This is a genomic window from Bacillus sp. N6, from assembly GCF_052805735.1.
Genome location: NZ_CM127843.1, coordinates 772,306 through 790,088 on the forward strand (window position 1 = coordinate 772,306; position 17,783 = coordinate 790,088).

Consider the following 17,783-nt stretch of genomic DNA (forward strand, 5'->3'; position numbering starts at 1 on the left):
AGAGATTACGGTGTATCGGTTGAAGATTTTTTTGACTGATTTTTGAAGCGCCATATTAGCGAATGGAATAGAAATAAAATTGGGATATAAGCGTATACAATATATAAACCCGCTTGAGATAGTACGGTATTTAATGTGTTGATACTTTCACGGTTTGTGAAAAATAAGGATGAAATAAAAATAGCTGCGATAAAAAATGGAAGTGTGATTTTAAACGGTATGTGAAAAGATCTTTTACTAATGCAACAAGAAGACCAAATGGTTAAACAAAGATTAGGTAAAATAATAAGATACCATAAGAAAATAATAATGTACTCAAACCTTTGGATGAAAGGAACTTTAATGATTTTTAGCATCGTTAATGTTGGCCAAATGGTATGGTGTAGTTGCCCTTGACTATAGTACATAAGGGAAACGATGGCTAGTATTACGTATAGAATTGTTGTAAAAGCAATACCGCCATGTGCCCATTTATTTAACGATTTTCCTTTTCTAATAAATGGATAAAAGACAAGGATTGCTTCAAATCCAAGAAATTCTAATGCAGATGCTTTCGCTGCAGTTAAAATGTCTAAAGGTGAATGAGTAAGAATTGGAAAAATGTTACGAACATGTGCATATTTCATTGGGAAAACTAAGAAAAGCAGGACGAAAATCGGTATTATGACGCCCCAAAAACATATTCCTGTTACAGAACGAAACCCGCCCCTAATTATGTAATAAGCTACAAGTAAAAATAGTAAAGTTAATTTCCACGGTTTAATTGTAGGAAAGACCCAAACTTGAATCACTTCAATATATGAACGAAGAACAGTAAGGCAAAATAATAAAAGATATGCAGCAAAGCATACGGAAAAAAATTTTCCAATCCACTTTCCGAAACATGTCGTATGAATATTCATTAAATCATTATCTTTTTCTAACATTTTAAGCATGCAAAATAGTACGATATGAGTTGCAATGCCCGCAACGATAAGGGAAATCCAAGAATCATACCCAGCATATTGCGCAATAATCCTTTGGTATCCTAACACACCTACCCCAATTTGAAGGGAGTGTAATAGAAGGAATGTGAAATAAGGGGAAACAGTATGTGTTTTATCTTGTTCAGCCATGATAGCACCTCACTATTCTCCAATACCAGATTGTACGATATTAATTTTTACATTAACGGCAACGTCTACGTTTGGATACATATCTTGAATTTGTTTCATGCTCCATTTTCTTGAGTGACTACGAATTTCTTCACGTATACCGATTGGATCAATTTCTTTTTCTTGGAATTGTTTTATTAATTCGTTTAAATCCTTCTCAAGCGTTTTTTCTACATGTTTTTTTACGTAAGTTACATTTTTACTCTTTGATAAATCAAGCCAGTCAGGGGCATTTTTTATAAGTCCATTTAATTTTAGGCGAATGTGAACTTTCGGAATGTCACCGGGGTTGGAAAGGGAACAAACACTATCTCCAGATAAGTTTTGGGTTGTGACTAAGCCTTTATGTTTACCTTGACGTATTGGGACTTCGTAACGGCCATTTTTCGTTGGATTAATGAGCAATTTAAATAAAAAAGATCCTGCTTTATCTGTATACATAGCCACTTTATCCTTTTTTAAAAAAGCTAGTCCTTTAATGGAAGCAGATTTGTCTTCTGATACTTGAATGTAAGGAAGAAATGGATCGCATCCAGATGAATAGAAGTTATATAAAAAAATATTTAAAGCTGTCCGCGGGATTGTCTCGTTTTTTATATTTTGCTCCAATAAATCAGATAAATAAAGTGATCCATTTATTCTGACATGTTTCAGTAATTCTTCTGCTGAACCATCTACAAGTGCTAGCTGCACATCACGGCCAATGTTAGGATCACGTTGTAAGTTGTTAATAACATCTCCAAGTCCATGTTCACCAAATGCTTTTCCAAATAGGACAACACGCATTTGACCTACAGCGATCGTATGTGGAGATTTGGCGTTTAGAAGGGAAGAGATTGTTTCAATTGTACCTGCATGCGTTGATTGAGTTTCTGGTTTAGATTGTACGCCCTTTGTGTAATCGGGATATAAAATGGTTCCGCGAAATTTTTTATCTTTTATTATATCGAATCCACCTACGTGAATCATTCGCTGTGTATCAACTATATATGCTTCTGTACAACCAGATTGAACAATTAAAATGATAATGGAAAAGCATAATAAAATATTTTTCATTTTTCCTCACCGTCGTGTTTTTCTTTCGCTTTGTTCGGGTCATAGCGCCATTTCTTTTTGGGCCTTAGGAAAGAAGCGCGTTCTGCAGTTTGACTAAATGGAAGGCGAAGGAGTCCTTCTGCTGTCCCTAAACCGCGAAATGGATATAGAGGTAATAAATAAGGTGATCCAAGTGATTTTAAGCGAATTAAATGAGCTAATATGAGTACGAATCCTACAATAAGACCTAAGCCCCCAAATGCACCAGCTAAAAGAATAAGTGGAAATCGTAGTATCCGGATAGTAGAAGACATTTTTACAGTTGGTGTTGTAAAAGAAGCGAGTGCTGATAAAGCAACTGCAATTAATAAAATGTTACTCGTTAAAGCAGCTTGAACAGATGCTTGACCGATTACAATCCCGCCAACGATGCCGATTGTTTGTCCAACTTTTGTAGGTAATCGTGCTCCAGCTTCACGGAGCAATTCGATTGTGATTTCTAAAAAAAGTGCTTCTAAAATGGGCGGAAAGGGTACATTAGCTCTTGAAAAAATAATCGGGCCTAGTAAATCCACAGGAATCATTTGATAGTGATACGTTAATACAGCTGTATAAATAGCTGATGAAAATAGTGAGAATGCTGCTCCGAAAAAGCGAACCATTCGAAGAAATGAGCCTGCTATCCATGGTAAATAATAATCTTCTGGCGAGACGAAGAAATCAAGTAACGTCGCTGGTCCAGCTAATGCGTAAGGTGAACCGTCTGTTAAAATAACAACGCCTCCATTCAGTAATGCGTACACAGAGCGGTCTAACCGCTCTGTAGGTAGTAAAACAGGGAAGGGTGAGTTACTATTATCGCTAATAAACTGTTCGATCATAGTTGCATCAAAAGGAACATCAAAGTCAACATCTTGTAAGCGCTGCATTGCAGTATTGATGTGTTGTTCATTTGTAATGCCTTCGATGTAAGCAACTATCACCTTTGTTTTTGATATAGAGCCAACTATAACTTCTTTGAAAACCAATTGTTCTGTTACTATATTTCGGCGAAGTAAGTGTGTATTTGTATCAATATTTTCAACAAATCCGACTTTTGGACCGATTACACTATATTCATTTTCGGTATCGTTATATAATCGTGTACCTAAAACTGAACTTTCAGCACGAATAAGTGCATATTCTGCTGCTTGAGAATCGTTTTTTATCTGTATGAGTACATACCCAACTAATAATTTTTCACGAATATCATCAATAGAAGGATTGGTGATGATCCCTTCGAGTGTAACAATATTTGCTATGTCACTTATATTTTCAATGCGATCTAATTCTCTTTTTACAGGTGTTAAAATGAATCGATTAATGAGGAGTGATTCAGCTGTAGATTTATAATAAAACAAACATAGTGTCCCATCTTCTACGATGTTATAGGAAACGAAATCACTAGATTCTTTCATAGTGAGGATAAACTCTGGAATGGAACAGATTGTTTTTTTCTTCTTTTTAGACGATAAACGAAACATTTTCTCCCCCCTTACTACATCATTTGTTTATGTTAGTTTTTGGGAAAGACGGGAATTTATACTTCAAAGTTGAAAGTTCATAAAGAAAAGGAAGAGCAGTGAATACCTCTTCCTTTTTTGCGTGTTAATTTGTTTTCTTCTCTTTAATAGACTTCACTAATTTAATCATCTCTGCTCGTATATCTTCTCTTTTAACATTTAATTTTTCCGCGATTTGTTTAATATCCATACCGTCTTTTTTCATTTTTAGTACATCATCAAGAGGGGTATTACTCTTTTGAGAGATGATTGTTAATACCGTGAGCTGACGTAATCCGATATTATATTCTTTCATTTTTTGTTTTAGTCCATCTGGTGTAGATTTTTGCATATTTGCTAATTCTTGCAGTAGTGCTTTTTTCGTTTCTTTATTCATATGATGCTTTTTCAATTTACTAGGATCTACACCGAAATGCTTTGCTGTTTTCTCCCAAGAGTTATTTTGTTTATAGTAAGCTAAAACGTCTTTTATTTCTTTTTTACTCATTCTTGCAATGTGAGCAGCTTTCCAAATTTCATGTTTGTTATAGCCGAGCTTTTCTAGCGACTGCATTTCTTCTTCTGAAATTGGTTTATGGTGATGCATTGTTACTTCTTTCGGTGTGGCAGCGGAAGCCGGGAAGATAATTGCTCCGCATAATAATGCTGCCATAGTCATACTTACCGCGATTTTTTTGTACATATAAACTCCTCCTAGATGGATAGTGTGGAAAACTGTACACATATCATTTCCATAAAATGTGAAATACTTGTGAACAAGTTAAGTTTTTTTATTCACAGCATGGAATGACGTTTTTAGAAGTTTTCCAACATAAAACATTGATTAATAGTAAAAAACTAAGGTATAATCGAAATTGAAAATCAATATCAATAATGAAGATAAAATTATACATATAGATAAAAATAAGGGAGAGATAAATATGACTACATATACTTCCATCGCTAATGTGATTAAAGAAAGGCGCTCTGTTCGTACATTTACAGACAAAGCAGTAGAAAAAGATCTATTAATTGAACTATTAAACGATGCAACATGGGCACCAAATCATAAGCACCGTGAACCATGGAATTGTAAACTATACATCGGAGAAGGCCGCAAGAAATTAGTAGATGCAGTATTAAACTCTTTCACAGAAGAAGAAAGAGCGAAACGCGGTAAAATTTTATCAGATCGTTTCTTAAGCACGCCTGCACAAATCGTTGTATATATGAATGAAGATCCGCGTCAAATTCAACGTGATGAAGATTACGCTGCAACATGTGCATTTATGCAAAACTTCCAACTTCTTGCTTGGGAACGCGGATTAGGTTGCGTTTGGAAATCAGGCGGATTAAACTACAATCCATTATTTATAGAAGGAATCGGTTTAACAAGAGGACAACGTATCGTTGGAATTCTTCATATCGGCTATTTCGATAAAGCGCCAGAAGGAAAAGCTCGTACTCCGATTACGGAGAAGATGGAGATTATTGAAGGTTAATAGATGAGACATTCTCGTTTTTGCGGGGGTGTCTTTTTATTATGCAATCAATCCTCATGAAAGCTTGTTTTTCATCATACACTTTCTTAAGGGAAAGTGTAAGGAGGGAAAATAATGAGAGCAAGTGACGATAAAGCACTGCAATATGCGATTGCGGAAATTACGGAAATTGCGACTGGATTTGGGCTTGATTTTTATCCGATGCGTTATGAAATATGTCCAGCGGAAATTATTTATACATTTGGTGCATATGGGATGCCGACAAGGTTTTCACATTGGAGTTTTGGAAAACAATTTTTCAGAATGAAATTACAATACGATTTGGGACTTAGTAAAATATACGAACTCGTTATTAACTCTGATCCATGTTACGCCTTTTTATTAGATACGAACTCTTTAATTCAAAACAAATTAATTGTCGCGCACGTTTTAGCACACTGTGATTTCTTCAAAAATAATATTCGTTTTTCAAATACGAAGCGAGATATGGTAGAGAGTATGGCGGCAACAGCGGACCGTGTGAAAGCGTATGAGCATAAGTACGGAAAAGCAGAGGTAGAAACATTTTTAGATGCCGTACTTGCCATTCAAGAGCATATTGATCCGTCGCTTATGCGTCCGAAGCTCGCATGGAGTATTGATGATTTAGAAGAGGACGAAGTAGAAAAGAAAAAGGTTTCGCAATACGATGATTTATGGAATTTAGATAATCGCAATAAAAAGCAGGAACGTTCAAATGTGCGTAAAAAGAAGAAAATTCCACCACAACCAGAGAAAGATTTACTTCTCTTTATTGAAGAATATAGCCGTGAGTTAGAAGATTGGCAGCGTGATATATTAACGATGATGCGCGAAGAAATGTTATATTTTTGGCCGCAGCTTGAAACGAAAATCATGAACGAAGGCTGGGCGTCCTACTGGCATCAACGCATACTTCGTGAAATGGACTTAACATCTGATGAAGCAATTGAATTTGCGAAATTAAATGCAGGTGTTGTACAGCCATCAAAAACAAGCATTAATCCATACTACCTCGGTATTAAAATGTTTGAAGATATTGAAGAACGGTACAACAATCCGACTGAAGAAATGAAGCGACGAGGCGTAAAACCAGGATCTGGCCGTGATAAAATGTTTGAAGTACGCGAAATTGAATGGGACGTATCGTTCCTAAGAAACTACTTAAATAAAGATCTTGTTATGCGAGAAGATATGTACTTATTCCAGCGCCAAGGAAAAGAATATAAAGTAATAGATAAAGAATGGGAGAATGTGCGTGATCAACTCGTAAATATGCGGACAAATGGTGGGTTCCCGTACTTAGTAGTAGAAGATGGAGACTACTTAAAGAACGGAGAATTATACATTAAACATAGTTACGAAGGAATCGAGCTCGATTTAAAATACTTAGAAAAAGTATTACCATATCTTCATCAGCTATGGGGAAGAACGGTGCATATGGAGTCCATTGTGGAGAGTAAGGGCGTTGTGTTTTCTTATGATGGGAAGATGGTGCATCGGAAGTATGTGTGAGGGGAAGAACGGACATAGGATACTGTGTCCGTTCTTTTTATTTGGAACCAAGTTAAATATGCTATTCTTGAAAAAAGGGAGTTACATAGAGAAATGGAGCGATTCAAATGAGCAAAATAGGGGTATGTAAGGTTGATATTACGCCGCCTGTAGGTATTGATTTTGTCGGATATCATAGAGAGACAGGAATAAATAATATTGAAGAGCGTATTTATGGGACAGTTTTTGTATTTGAAAAAGATGAAATGAAGACTGTGTTTATAAGTATTGATAATATTGGGATGCTAGTAGAAGATACGAATATGATTCGTGAACGAGTAGCGAGTGAGGTTCATGTGCCATTTGAGCGAATAACTGTTGTTTATACACATACACACTCTGGGCCGGAAACAGTCGGTGATCATCCTTTAGTAAAGTCGTATAAAACGATTTTAGTAAATAATGTAGTGCATGGTGCTGTTACTGCTAATAAAAACTTGAAGCGATGTGAAGTTGGCTGGAGTGTTACGACAGGTGATATTGGGGTCAATCGAAGAGAGAGAACATCTGATGGAAAAGCGAAGATGGGAACAAATATAGATGGTGTTGTAGATAAACGAATTGGTATGTTAGCAATAAGAGATGCTGAAACGAAGGAGTTATCTGGGGTTTTAGTATTTTGTACTGCGCATCCGAATGTTTTAAAAGGTGATAGTGATGAATTATCAGCGGATTATCCTGGAATGACGAGAGAGATTCTAGAGCAGATAGTGAACTGCCCTGTTATTATCGTTCAAGGTGCCGCTGGAAATGTGACTGCGAAATATCGCGGTTCAAGGGAAGCGTTAAAACAAATGGCTTACATACTTAGTGGACATGTATTAACGATGTTACCAACAGTTACATATAGTCCAATTGTAAAACTAAGGACAGTTTCGAGTATGATGCAAATGAAGTTGAATGATATTCCTGAAATTGATGAGATACGAAGCATGGCTCGATTAGCTGAGAAGCAGTGGGGCGTGAATACGGACGAATGGCTTACTATCGTTTTAGAGAAATATAGGCAGGGTATTCGGCGGTTAAGTATTGGTTTAGAAGTGCAACTGTTTCAAGTTAATGATGGGATTTTCTCTGGCATACCGATGGAACCATTTTCAGAAACTGCCCTAGAAATGAAAGAAATCCTTCAAAATGAATTAATTTTCTTTGGTGGATATATGAACGGATATCTTGGTTATTTACCCACAAAAGACGAATATGCATATGGCGGATATGAAGTAGAATTAAGTCCTATTGTGTATGGAACAGTTACAAATTTGTTAATGCCACCGGGAGAGAATACTGCGGAGTTGATTGTGAAGAAGGTTATGGATTTATGTAATAAGGTGAAACTTTAATGAGACAGAATTTTGAACGCAGAGTAAAGAATGTGACTAATTGTGTGATTTTGTTAAGTCAACGTAATTAATAATGATTATCATTATTAATTACGTTGACTTTTAAAAAAAGAAAAACTAGAATTTATAAAGGGATCTTCAATTGTTCGCTATCATTTGTATAGGAGGTAAGTTATGGTGTATAGCTTTATTTCTATAAGATGTAGGTTGGCTCTTTATAGTTTTGGTGTTCTTTTTATCTTTTTTGGTATAGTATTTTTGGTGAATCAAAAGGTGTATGCAGAAGATGTACCGTGGACATCAGTTTCAAATGAGGGAGAACGTGTACTTTTTCAAGAACAATCTTTGTATAGTAATGATCGAAGGGAAGAAGATCTTGTTTCGCCTTCATTTGAAGGGCGTAAACATGGTAGGGAAGATTGGGGAGCCTTCTTAGAAAATACGAAGTTAAATTATTCACCTAACATTCTTACCTATTCTGTTATAGGAATAGATGATCGAATACGGGTTAATGATACAACTTCCTATCCGTATAGTGCCGTAGTCCATATAGCAACTCAGTATAATAGTGGAGAAATTTATGGATGTACAGGAGCACTAATTAGTACAGATACAGTGCTGACAGCTGGACATTGTATTTACAATAAAGAAATTGGTGGATGGGCAACAAATGTTATTGTAACTCCAGGACGTAATGGAGGACAAGCACCGTATTTACCTTATAAAGGAACAAAACTTTACTCGGTAAGTGGATGGACTGATAACGAAAATTCAAATTATGATTATGGAACGATTAAATTAAATGGGTCTCCAGGAGATTATACAGGTTGGTTTGGATATAGAACTACCTATGTAGAATCACCAAAAGGTTTACTTGCGGTGATTCCTGGATATCCAGCTGATAAAATAGGAAATGAACGTTACACAATGTGGAGAGATTATGGTCCAATTGAAGGTGTTAATCCTAGCAGACTAACATACAAGATTGATACTTATGAAGGGCAAAGTGGATCACCTGTATATCATTATTTTGATACAGGTATCAAAATAATAGCCATTCATACAAGAGGGAATAAAAATATGAATTTTGGAAATCGGATAACAGACAATGTGTTTAATAATATTAAAAGATGGTCTGAATAAATATAGTAAATCCATTTGGATTCATTTTTTTAGACTTTGGTATTTAAGAATTTTAAGCGAAATATATTTAACTTCAAGTGAAACTATTGAGTTTGGAAATTTAAATGTAGGTGTAGTTCAGTTATCTAAAACAAGTATGCCCTCATACTACACCATTTTTAGGTATTGATGTAATAGTAAAGAAAGTTATAGAACAGAGCTATATGAAAAAGAACTTGGAAATATCTAAGTTCTTTTTTTGTTTCAAATTTGTGAAAGAAAGACATATTGATTGAAATTAAATTTTTTATACTCTATCATATACCCATACAGGTATAGGTTTTGTGGTACATGAGAAAATTAAATAATATGGAGGTTTAAAATATGTCCAGAAAAATAGTTGTAGTAGGCGGAGTTGCCGGCGGGGCATCAGTAGCTGCAAGGCTTCGTCGTTTAAGTGAAGAAGATCAAATTATTATGGTTGAGCGCGGTGAATATATTTCATTTGCAAATTGTGGATTGCCATATTATATTGGCGGTGTTATTACAGAAAGACAAAAGTTATTAGTACAAACTGTTGAAAGGATGTCAAAGCGTTTTAATTTAGATATACGTGTATTGAGTGAAGTGGTAAAGATTAATAAAGAAGAGAAAACAATTACTATAAAGAATGTAACTACAGGTAAAACATATAACGAGGAATATGATGTTTTGATTCTTTCACCAGGGGCGAAACCAATTGTTCCACCTATTCCGGGCATTGAAGAAGCAAAGGCGTTGTTTACGTTACGAAATGTACCTGATACAGATCGTATAAAAGCGTATATTGATGAGAAGAAACCACGTCATGCGACGGTTATTGGTGGTGGATTTATTGGAGTGGAAATGGTTGAGAATTTAAGAGAACGTGGGATTGAAGTTACTCTTGTAGAGATGGCAAATCAAGTGATGCCACCAATTGATTACGAAATGGCGGCATATGTACATGAGCATATGAAGGTGCACAATGTTGAGCTTGTTTTTGAAGATGGTGTAGATGCGTTAGAAGAGAATGGGACTGTTGTACGTTTAAAAAGTGGCTCACTTATAAAAACAGATATGATTATTTTAGCAATTGGTGTACAACCAGAGAGTAGTTTAGCGAAAGATGCAGGATTAGCATTAGGAGTTAGAGGAACGATAAAGGTAAATGAGAAATTTCAAACATCTGACCCATATGTATATGCAATTGGTGATGCGATTGAAGTGAAAGATTTTGTTACAGAAACAGAAACGATGATTCCTTTAGCGTGGCCAGCTAATCGTCAAGGTCGCATGTTAGCAGATATTATTCATGGTCATACGGAGTCTTTATATAAAGGTACGATGGGAACTTCTGTGGCTAAAGTTTTTGATTTAACAGTTGCTTCGACTGGAGTAAATGAGAAAATATTAAAACGATTAAATATACCCTATGAGGTAGTACATGTACAGGCAAATTCTCATGCGGGATACTATCCGAATGCTACGCCAGTGCTAATAAAATTAATCTTTAATAAAGAAAGCGGAAAAATTTACGGAGCACAGGCTTTAGGGCGTGATGGAGTAGATAAGCGTATCGATGTTATTGCAACGGCAATGAAGGCAAATTTAACTGTAATCGATTTACCAGATTTAGAATTATCATATGCCCCGCCGTATTCTTCTGCAAAAGATCCAGTAAACATGGTGGGGTATGCTGCAAGTAATATAGTAGATGGTTTTGTGGACACAGTGCAATGGCATGAAATAGATCACATTGTTGAAAATGGTGGGTACCTTATTGATGTTCGAGAACCTAATGAACTAAAACAGGGAATGATTAAAGGCTCTATTAATATTCCATTAGATGAATTACGTGATCGATTGGATGAAGTACCAATGGACAAAGAAATATATATCACTTGCCAACTTGGTATGAGAGGGTATGTTGCAGCGCGTATGTTAATCGAAAAGGGATATAAGGTAAAGAATGTAGATGGTGGTTTTAAGTTGTATGGGACAGTATTGCCAGAACGTGTTGTATATTGATATTTTTCATCTTCTACTTCAAGATTTAGTGGAAGATGAAAACCTATAGATTAAGGTTTTATTTTTTGGTTTGCGAACATATAAGACAAAAATTAAAAATAGGGGTTTACAAAATACCCTATAGGGTATAATATATTGTCATAGGTTATAAATGGTGACATAATGGTAATGAGGTGATTATAGAATGGAATATAATCAAGATATGAAAAATAGATTGAAACGTATTGAAGGTCAAGTTCGTGGTGTGCTTCGTATGATGGAAGAAGGAAAAGATTGCCGAGAAGTTATTACACAGTTAACAGCATCTCGTTCTGCACTTGATCGTACAATTGGACTCGTTGTTGGAACGAATTTAGAGCAGTGTTTGCGTGAACAGTTTGAAAGTGGTAATGGTTCAAATGAAGAGTTAATTAAAGAAGCTGTTCAATTACTTGTAAAAAGCCGATAATCTGTCAAACGTAAGTGTTGACAGATTTTCAAAAACATTTTAATATACCCCTACAGGTATATGTATATGAATTGTGGAGGAATCGATTATGAGTATAAAAGTGGATATGAGTTTAGATTGTAAAGGTTTGGCTTGTCCGATGCCTATTGTGAAAACGAAGAAGGCGATAGAAGGATTGGCACCAGGGCAAGTGATTGAAGTTAAGGCAACAGATAAAGGATCTACGGTAGATATAAAAAGTTGGGCGAGTAAAGTAGGACATCAATATATCGGGACGAAACAAGAGGGGGATGTATTGGTGCATTATGTTAGGAAAGCAAACGAGCCTGAAGTGAATGAAGTTGTGAAATATCCTCATACAATTACGAATGCAGAATTACAGTCTATATTGTCTCATGGAGAAGAGAGCATTGTATTAGATGTTCGCGAAGCAGCGGAATTTGCTTTTGGCCATATTCCATCCGCCATTTCGGTACCATTAGGTGAATTAGACAGCGCAGTGTTAGATGAGACGAAGCAAATTTATGTTATTTGCCGAACTGGTAACCGTAGTGATGTAGCTTGCCAAATGTTGAATGAGAAAGGTTATTTAAATGTGAAAAATGTCATTCCTGGTATGTTAGGGTGGCAAGGAAACGTGGAGAAATAAAATTTTTTAAACAAAAATATACCTATGGGGGTAATTAAATGGACATTAAGATGTTACAAGCAAAAGATGTTGCAGAGAAAGTTTTATTCGGAGAGTTATTCATTTTAGATGTTCGTAATGAGACGGATTATGAAGATTGGAAAATTGAAGGGAAGCAAGTTTCTTCTATTAATAAACCTTATTTTGATTTGTTAGATGGTGTAGATCATATTGTAAGTGAATTACCTAAAGATAAAGATGTTTTAGTAGTATGTGCAAAAGAAGGATCTTCTATATTTGTGGCAGAGCAATTAACAGAGGTTGGATTACAAAATATTTATTATTTAGCTGGTGGCATGAAAGCTTGGAGTGAATATGTGAAGCCGTTAAAAGTAGGGGATGTACAGGGCGGAGGAAGTATATATCAATTTAATCGTCTTGGAAAAGGCTGTTTATCTTATATGGTTGTTTCTAATGGTGAAGCAGCAGTTATTGATGCAGTAAGAACGGTTGAAGCATATGAGGAGTTTGCGAAAGAGCATGGCGTTACGATTACGAATGTAATGGATACACATTTACATGCAGACCATATTTCCGGAGGACGTAAGTTAGCTGAAAAGGTAGGTGGTACGTATTGGTTACCGCCAAAAGATGCAGAGGAAGTCGTTTTCTCATACGAACCGCTTGTTGAAGGATCTGTTATTACGGTGGGGGGTACTAAAATTGTAATTGACGCATTATACTCACCAGGGCATACGATTGGAAGTACGTCATTTATTGTAGATGATTCTTATTTATTATCAGGCGATATTTTATTTGTAGATTCAATTGGGCGTCCTGATCTTGCTGGTAAGGCTGAAGATTGGGTGAGTGATTTAAGAAATACGTTATATACACTGTATAAGGAACTGTCTCAAGATTTAATTGTTTTACCAGCTCATTATTCAAAAATAAGTGAAATGGATGAAAGAGGCGTTGTGAGTGCGAGCTTACAAGATCTATTTAAAGAGAATGTAGGATTAAATATTGCTGATGAAGTGGAGTTTCGTAAAACTGTGACAGAGAATTTACCACCTCAGCCAAATGCATATGAAGAAATTCGTCAAACGAATATGGGGAAAATTCATCCGAGTGTGGAAGAAGAGCGTGAAATGGAGATTGGCCCAAATCGTTGTGCAGTGCATGAGTCATTATAAAAATAACAAATTGGAGGAATTGATGATGAATATAAAACAAGTATTAGATGCGAAAGGTTTAGCATGTCCAATGCCGATTGTAAGAACGAAGAAAGCGATGGATACTTTGCAAACTGGAGAAGTGTTAGAAGTACATGTAACGGATAAAGGATCAGTTAAGGATATTCCAGCGTGGGCAAATAAAGGTGGTCATGACATCGTAAAGCATGTAGAAGAAGCTGATGTGCTGAAATTTTGGATTAAGAAGGCGTAGGAAAAAATGTTGTTATAAATGCAGAGAGGGTGGTTATATGAACACAATAGTAAGTACGCTTTTCATTGTACTTGCTGCATGGTTTGTTATTTCACGATTTTTACCAGTGAAAGGTGTGCAAAATATCAGTGGAAAAGAATTAAAGAATATAGTGGAAAAAAAGGGGAAACAACTTATCGATGTTCGTACAGTAGGTGAATATAGAGGAAATCATATGAAAGGATTTCAGAATATCCCGTTAAATGAGTTAGCTAGTAGAGCAGGTCAGTTAGATAAAAATATGGAAGTAATCGTTATTTGCCAAAGTGGAATGAGAAGTAAGCAAGCTGCAAAGATGTTGAAAAAACTAGGGTTTCAGCAAGTAATAAACGTTTCAGGTGGTATGAATGCTTTGTGAGGAGGGACTTTAAAATGAAAGAAATGACAGCAAAAGAATTAGAAGAAAAATTGTTACGTAAAGAAGCAGTAAATATCGTAGATGTCCGTGAAGTAGAAGAAGTAGCAGAAGGGAGAATTCCAGAAGCATGTAATATTCCACTAGGACTATTAGAGTTTCGTATGCATGAATTAAATAAAAATCAGGAATATATTATCGTTTGTCGTTCAGGCGGGAGAAGTGCAAGAGCTGTTCAATTTTTAGAAAGTTACGGTTTTCAAGTAATCAATGTGGTAGGTGGTATGTTAGCTTGGGAAGGAAAAGTAGAATAGGGAGAAACAATTTTTATAAAAATAATACCCCTATAGGTAATTGGAGGGAGAACAATATGGAACAACAGAAGAAAACGACAATCGTGTTGTTTAGCGGAGATTACGATAAAGCGATGGCTGCTTATATTATTGCAAATGGCGCAGCGGCGTATGATCAAGAGGTAACTATTTTTCATACTTTCTGGGGATTAAATGCTTTAAGGAAAGATGAACATGTGAATGTAAAGAAAACATTTATAGAAAAAGTATTTGGAAAAATGATGCCACGCGGTGCTGATAAGATGGGATTATCCAAAATGAATTTTGCTGGCATGGGGCCGAAGATGATTAAAGGCATTATGAAAAAACATAACGCAATGCCTTTGCCAGATTTAATTGATTTGGCGAAAGAACAAGGAATTAAACTTGTAGCTTGTCAAATGACAGTAGATTTATTAGGGTTAAAAGAGGAAGAGATTATGGAAGGGGTAGAGTTTGCAGGTGTAGGGGCATATTTAGCAGATGCTTCGGATGGGAATGTAAACTTATTCATTTAAATCACCTTCTTTTTAGAAGGCGGGGGATGTAAGATGAGCTTAGTCGTATTACTTTTTATAATTGGGTTTATAGGATCGTTTATATCAGGAATGGTTGGGATTGGTGGCGCGATTATTAATTATCCGATGATCTTATACATTCCAGTATTGCTAGGATTTACTGGCTATACGTCACATGAAGTGAGCGGTATTACAGCGGTACAAGTATTCTTTGCAACTTTTGCAGGCGCGTGGGCATACCGGAAAAGTAATGACATGAATAAAACGTTAGTTATGTATATGGGAGCTAGTATATTAATAGGAAGCTTCATAGGGAGTTTCGGTGCTAACATATTAGAGGAACATACAGTCAATGTTGTTTATGCAGCATTAGCTACAATTGCAGCTATTATGATGTTTGTACCGAAACAAAATAATAGTGGAGATGTGAAGTATAATAAATGGTTAGCAAGCTTGTTAGCGTTCGTTGTAGGGGGAGCTTCAGGCATTATAGGAGCTGGAGGTTCGTTCCTTTTAGTTCCCATTATGCTAGTTATTTTAAAATTACCACTGCGCATGACGATCGCGACATCTATCGCTATTACGTTTATTTCCTCAATAGGGATTACTACAGGAAAAGTGATTACTGGGCAAGTAGTTATCATTCCAGCTCTAATTATTGCGGTTGCCAGTATATTTGCTGCGCCACTTGGAGCACGAGTCGGGAAGAGGCTAAATCAAAAAGTACTGCAATATGTATTGTCCACTTTAATTGTAGGCACTGCTGTTAAAATGTGGATCGATATGATATCAAAATAAAAGGATGGTGCTGCTTACAGCCCATCCTTTTATTTATTGCCCGTAAACCTAACGGATTATAGTTTTACTTTATGCCCAAATAACTTTCATTAAGTTTTTATATTCGTCATTTGCTAATTTATATAGCATTCTCGTATGTTCAAAGACAAGTGCTGGATTAAAGTTTGGTTCTGAGAATGCAAGAGATGCTGAAATATCAATTGCATTTTGCTTGTTTAATGTGAATTTTGCAAAGCGATAAGATGTGTTTAATTCATTAATAACATGTAAAATATCATTTGTTGATGTTGCATCAGGCACGTGAGCAACATTGAAGCAGTATATATCTACCGTAGGATGTTCGTTTTGGAAAGCAGCGATAAGTTGAATTTTTGCGCCAGCTTCTGTCTCTAATCCTACTGAAAAATGAACAGAGCCATCATTTTCATCTATATTTTCTTCCATGTATATATCGTTGGATTTTAAGTAGTCTTTAAAATCTGAGATGTTATGTTTTACTGCAGCTTTCATATGTATGAGCCCCCTGATAATTGGAATAGATTGCTACTATTTATTATAATTTAAAAATATTAAAAAAGATAGTTAGAAAGTTCTGATTTTTGATTCTGAAGAAATAAAAAGAAGCAGTACTCTACCTCCATAGAGTACTGCTTCTTTACTATTCATTGTCGTTAGACGATGTTTCTGTATCTTCACTGCTATTTTTGTTCTTATTTTTCACTTCATTGTTATTTGATTCGCGTTCACTTGAATTTTCAGACTTAGATTCTTTTGTCTTTTTCGAATCAGAGTCTGAGTCAGCCTTTGTATATGCAGGTAGCCCAAGATGAGTACGAAGTTCATTTGTAACATTAGCTAATTCTTTTTTATCTGGATTGTAGTAGTAAGTTCGACCACCACCAGCAGATTTGCTACAAGTATCGTCACCTTTTGCCATATAGCAATCATCACCTTGGATTTGTAATTTCTCAATTTCCGAATCTGATCCATATTTATAGAATGAAAGCATATCATCAAATGTTAAGTTTGTAACGAATTGTCCGTTAATATCATCAATGATGTTGCCAACTTTTGTTACAGAACCAACACTTGTTAGTTTCTTTAAAATAGCCTCGATAACGAGTTGTTGACGTTGTCCACGCATTGCATCACTATCGATGTGTCTTGTTCTAGCAAGAGCAAGAGCTTCTTCGCCATTTAACTTTTGAACACCTTTTTCTAGGTGAATAGCCTCAGCATTATCATTGCTATCTTGCTCAGTAAATTCAACTGGTACATCAACTTCAACACCGCCCAAGTCATCGACGATTTTTATAAATGATTTAAAGTTAAATTTCACAAAATAATCGACAGGAACATTCATTAATTTTTCAACTGCATCAATGCTTGCTTGTGGTCCACCATTTTTTCCGTTTTTAGCAGAACCGAATGCATGAGCGTGTGTAATTTTATCTTTTTTCTTTTCTATTGGGATATAAGTATATGTGTCACGTGGGATACTTAATAGTTTAACAGTTTTGCTATCTTTATTAAAAGTTGCAAGTAAAAGCGCATCTGTTCTTATAGCGTCACCATATTCTTTTCCCCGGACATCGCTTTCATCAACACCCATTATTAAAACAGAGACATTGTTCGTAATAGGTTTTACAGCTTTATCCCGTAAATCAGATTTATCACCGCGTGCTAAATCGTGTGCGGCATTTCGAACAGCAGAAGATGCTTTATTTACTAAAAACCAAGTATAACCGCCGCCTATTAATAAAACAAATAGTATAGCGCTTATAATAATTTTTATTTTTTTCTTATTTTTTTTCGGGTTACTGCGTGTATTTTCTTGCAAAGATGGGTTTTGCTCCATTTCTTGTACTCCTTCATTTGGATTGAAATACGACACTCATATC

The 17,783-nt window shown here is 35.7% G+C and carries 19 protein-coding genes; 13 read left to right on the plus strand and 6 right to left on the minus strand.

All coding sequences use genetic code 11. From position 1 onward, the window contains the following. Positions 1-5: 5 nt before the first annotated feature. From ACUXVC_RS03980 to ACUXVC_RS03995, 4 genes are all read right to left on the minus strand, one after another. The gene (locus ACUXVC_RS03980; protein WP_095691385.1) at positions 6-1,115 is read right to left on the minus strand and encodes a GerAB/ArcD/ProY family transporter; all 1,110 of its coding nucleotides are present in this window, start codon (positions 1,113-1,115) and stop codon (positions 6-8) included. A gap of 12 nt (positions 1,116-1,127) precedes the next feature. After that, positions 1,128-2,210, minus strand: coding sequence for a spore germination protein GerYC (gene gerYC, locus ACUXVC_RS03985; protein ID WP_095691384.1), 1,083 nt, complete (start codon positions 2,208-2,210; stop codon positions 1,128-1,130). Beyond that, entirely contained in the window at positions 2,207-3,712 is a 1,506-nt protein-coding gene (locus ACUXVC_RS03990; protein WP_095691383.1) for a spore germination protein, read from the minus strand. Before ACUXVC_RS03990 ends, gerYC begins: the two co-directional genes overlap by 4 nt. Before the next feature lie 124 nt (positions 3,713-3,836). Continuing rightward, a complete protein-coding gene (locus tag ACUXVC_RS03995; RefSeq protein ID WP_141241115.1) occupies positions 3,837-4,433 on the minus strand; it encodes a hypothetical protein in 597 nt (198 codons plus the stop codon). 238 nt (positions 4,434-4,671) lie between these two features. Here ACUXVC_RS03995 and ACUXVC_RS04000 point away from each other — a divergent pair, with 238 nt between their 5' ends. The 13 genes from ACUXVC_RS04000 to ACUXVC_RS04060 all read left to right on the plus strand — a co-directional run bounded on the left by ACUXVC_RS04000 (position 4,672) and on the right by ACUXVC_RS04060 (position 15,882). Further along, positions 4,672-5,232 (plus strand): nitroreductase family protein, encoded by a 561-nt coding sequence (locus ACUXVC_RS04000; protein ID WP_000214821.1) that lies wholly within the window; start codon positions 4,672-4,674, stop codon positions 5,230-5,232. A 114-nt stretch (positions 5,233-5,346) separates the two neighbouring features. Continuing rightward, positions 5,347-6,765 carry a stage V sporulation protein SpoVR gene (spoVR, locus tag ACUXVC_RS04005; protein ID WP_048564410.1) on the plus strand — a complete coding sequence of 473 codons (1,419 nt, stop codon included), beginning with the start codon at positions 5,347-5,349 and terminating at the stop codon, positions 6,763-6,765. 107 nt (positions 6,766-6,872) lie between these two features. Beyond that, on the plus strand, positions 6,873-8,144 hold the full coding sequence (locus ACUXVC_RS04010) for a neutral/alkaline non-lysosomal ceramidase N-terminal domain-containing protein (protein WP_446025925.1): 1,272 nt from the start codon (positions 6,873-6,875) through the stop codon (positions 8,142-8,144). Positions 8,145-8,318: 174 nt separating this feature from the next. Continuing rightward, on the plus strand, positions 8,319-9,287 hold the full coding sequence (locus tag ACUXVC_RS04015; RefSeq protein ID WP_095691379.1) for a trypsin-like serine peptidase: 969 nt from the start codon (positions 8,319-8,321) through the stop codon (positions 9,285-9,287). A gap of 363 nt (positions 9,288-9,650) precedes the next feature. Beyond that, positions 9,651-11,315 (plus strand): CoA-disulfide reductase, encoded by a 1,665-nt coding sequence (gene cdr / locus ACUXVC_RS04020; protein WP_446025926.1) that lies wholly within the window; start codon positions 9,651-9,653, stop codon positions 11,313-11,315. A gap of 184 nt (positions 11,316-11,499) precedes the next feature. Next, positions 11,500-11,763: a metal-sensitive transcriptional regulator gene (locus tag ACUXVC_RS04025; RefSeq protein WP_000456206.1), complete on the plus strand. Its 264-nt coding sequence runs from the start codon at positions 11,500-11,502 to the stop codon at positions 11,761-11,763. Between the two features lie 88 nt (positions 11,764-11,851). Beyond that, the gene (locus ACUXVC_RS04030) at positions 11,852-12,412 is read left to right on the plus strand and encodes a sulfurtransferase TusA family protein (protein ID WP_095691377.1); all 561 of its coding nucleotides are present in this window, start codon (positions 11,852-11,854) and stop codon (positions 12,410-12,412) included. A gap of 38 nt (positions 12,413-12,450) precedes the next feature. Then, positions 12,451-13,587 carry an MBL fold metallo-hydrolase gene (locus tag ACUXVC_RS04035; RefSeq protein ID WP_098126294.1) on the plus strand — a complete coding sequence of 379 codons (1,137 nt, stop codon included), beginning with the start codon at positions 12,451-12,453 and terminating at the stop codon, positions 13,585-13,587. A 22-nt stretch (positions 13,588-13,609) separates the two neighbouring features. Further along, complete coding sequence (locus ACUXVC_RS04040; RefSeq protein WP_016513699.1) at positions 13,610-13,840, plus strand: sulfurtransferase TusA family protein; 231 nt, start codon at positions 13,610-13,612, stop codon at positions 13,838-13,840. A gap of 37 nt (positions 13,841-13,877) precedes the next feature. Continuing rightward, on the plus strand, positions 13,878-14,237 hold the full coding sequence (locus ACUXVC_RS04045) for a rhodanese-like domain-containing protein (protein ID WP_064532576.1): 360 nt from the start codon (positions 13,878-13,880) through the stop codon (positions 14,235-14,237). A gap of 14 nt (positions 14,238-14,251) precedes the next feature. Next, positions 14,252-14,548 carry a rhodanese-like domain-containing protein gene (locus ACUXVC_RS04050; protein WP_063535704.1) on the plus strand — a complete coding sequence of 99 codons (297 nt, stop codon included), beginning with the start codon at positions 14,252-14,254 and terminating at the stop codon, positions 14,546-14,548. Between the two features lie 56 nt (positions 14,549-14,604). Then, on the plus strand, positions 14,605-15,084 hold the full coding sequence (locus ACUXVC_RS04055; protein ID WP_000437741.1) for a DsrE/DsrF/DrsH-like family protein: 480 nt from the start codon (positions 14,605-14,607) through the stop codon (positions 15,082-15,084). A 33-nt stretch (positions 15,085-15,117) separates the two neighbouring features. After that, positions 15,118-15,882, plus strand: a complete 765-nt coding sequence (locus ACUXVC_RS04060) for a sulfite exporter TauE/SafE family protein (RefSeq protein WP_000060742.1) — start codon at positions 15,118-15,120, stop codon at positions 15,880-15,882. Positions 15,883-15,951: 69 nt separating this feature from the next. Here the strand turns inward: ACUXVC_RS04060 and ACUXVC_RS04065 are convergent, their stop codons facing one another. Then, positions 15,952-16,392, minus strand: coding sequence for a hypothetical protein (locus ACUXVC_RS04065; RefSeq protein WP_000642361.1), 441 nt, complete (start codon positions 16,390-16,392; stop codon positions 15,952-15,954). Between the two features lie 148 nt (positions 16,393-16,540). After that, positions 16,541-17,740 (minus strand): LCP family protein, encoded by a 1,200-nt coding sequence (locus ACUXVC_RS04070; protein ID WP_095691588.1) that lies wholly within the window; start codon positions 17,738-17,740, stop codon positions 16,541-16,543. Between the last annotated feature and the right edge of the window lie 43 nt (positions 17,741-17,783).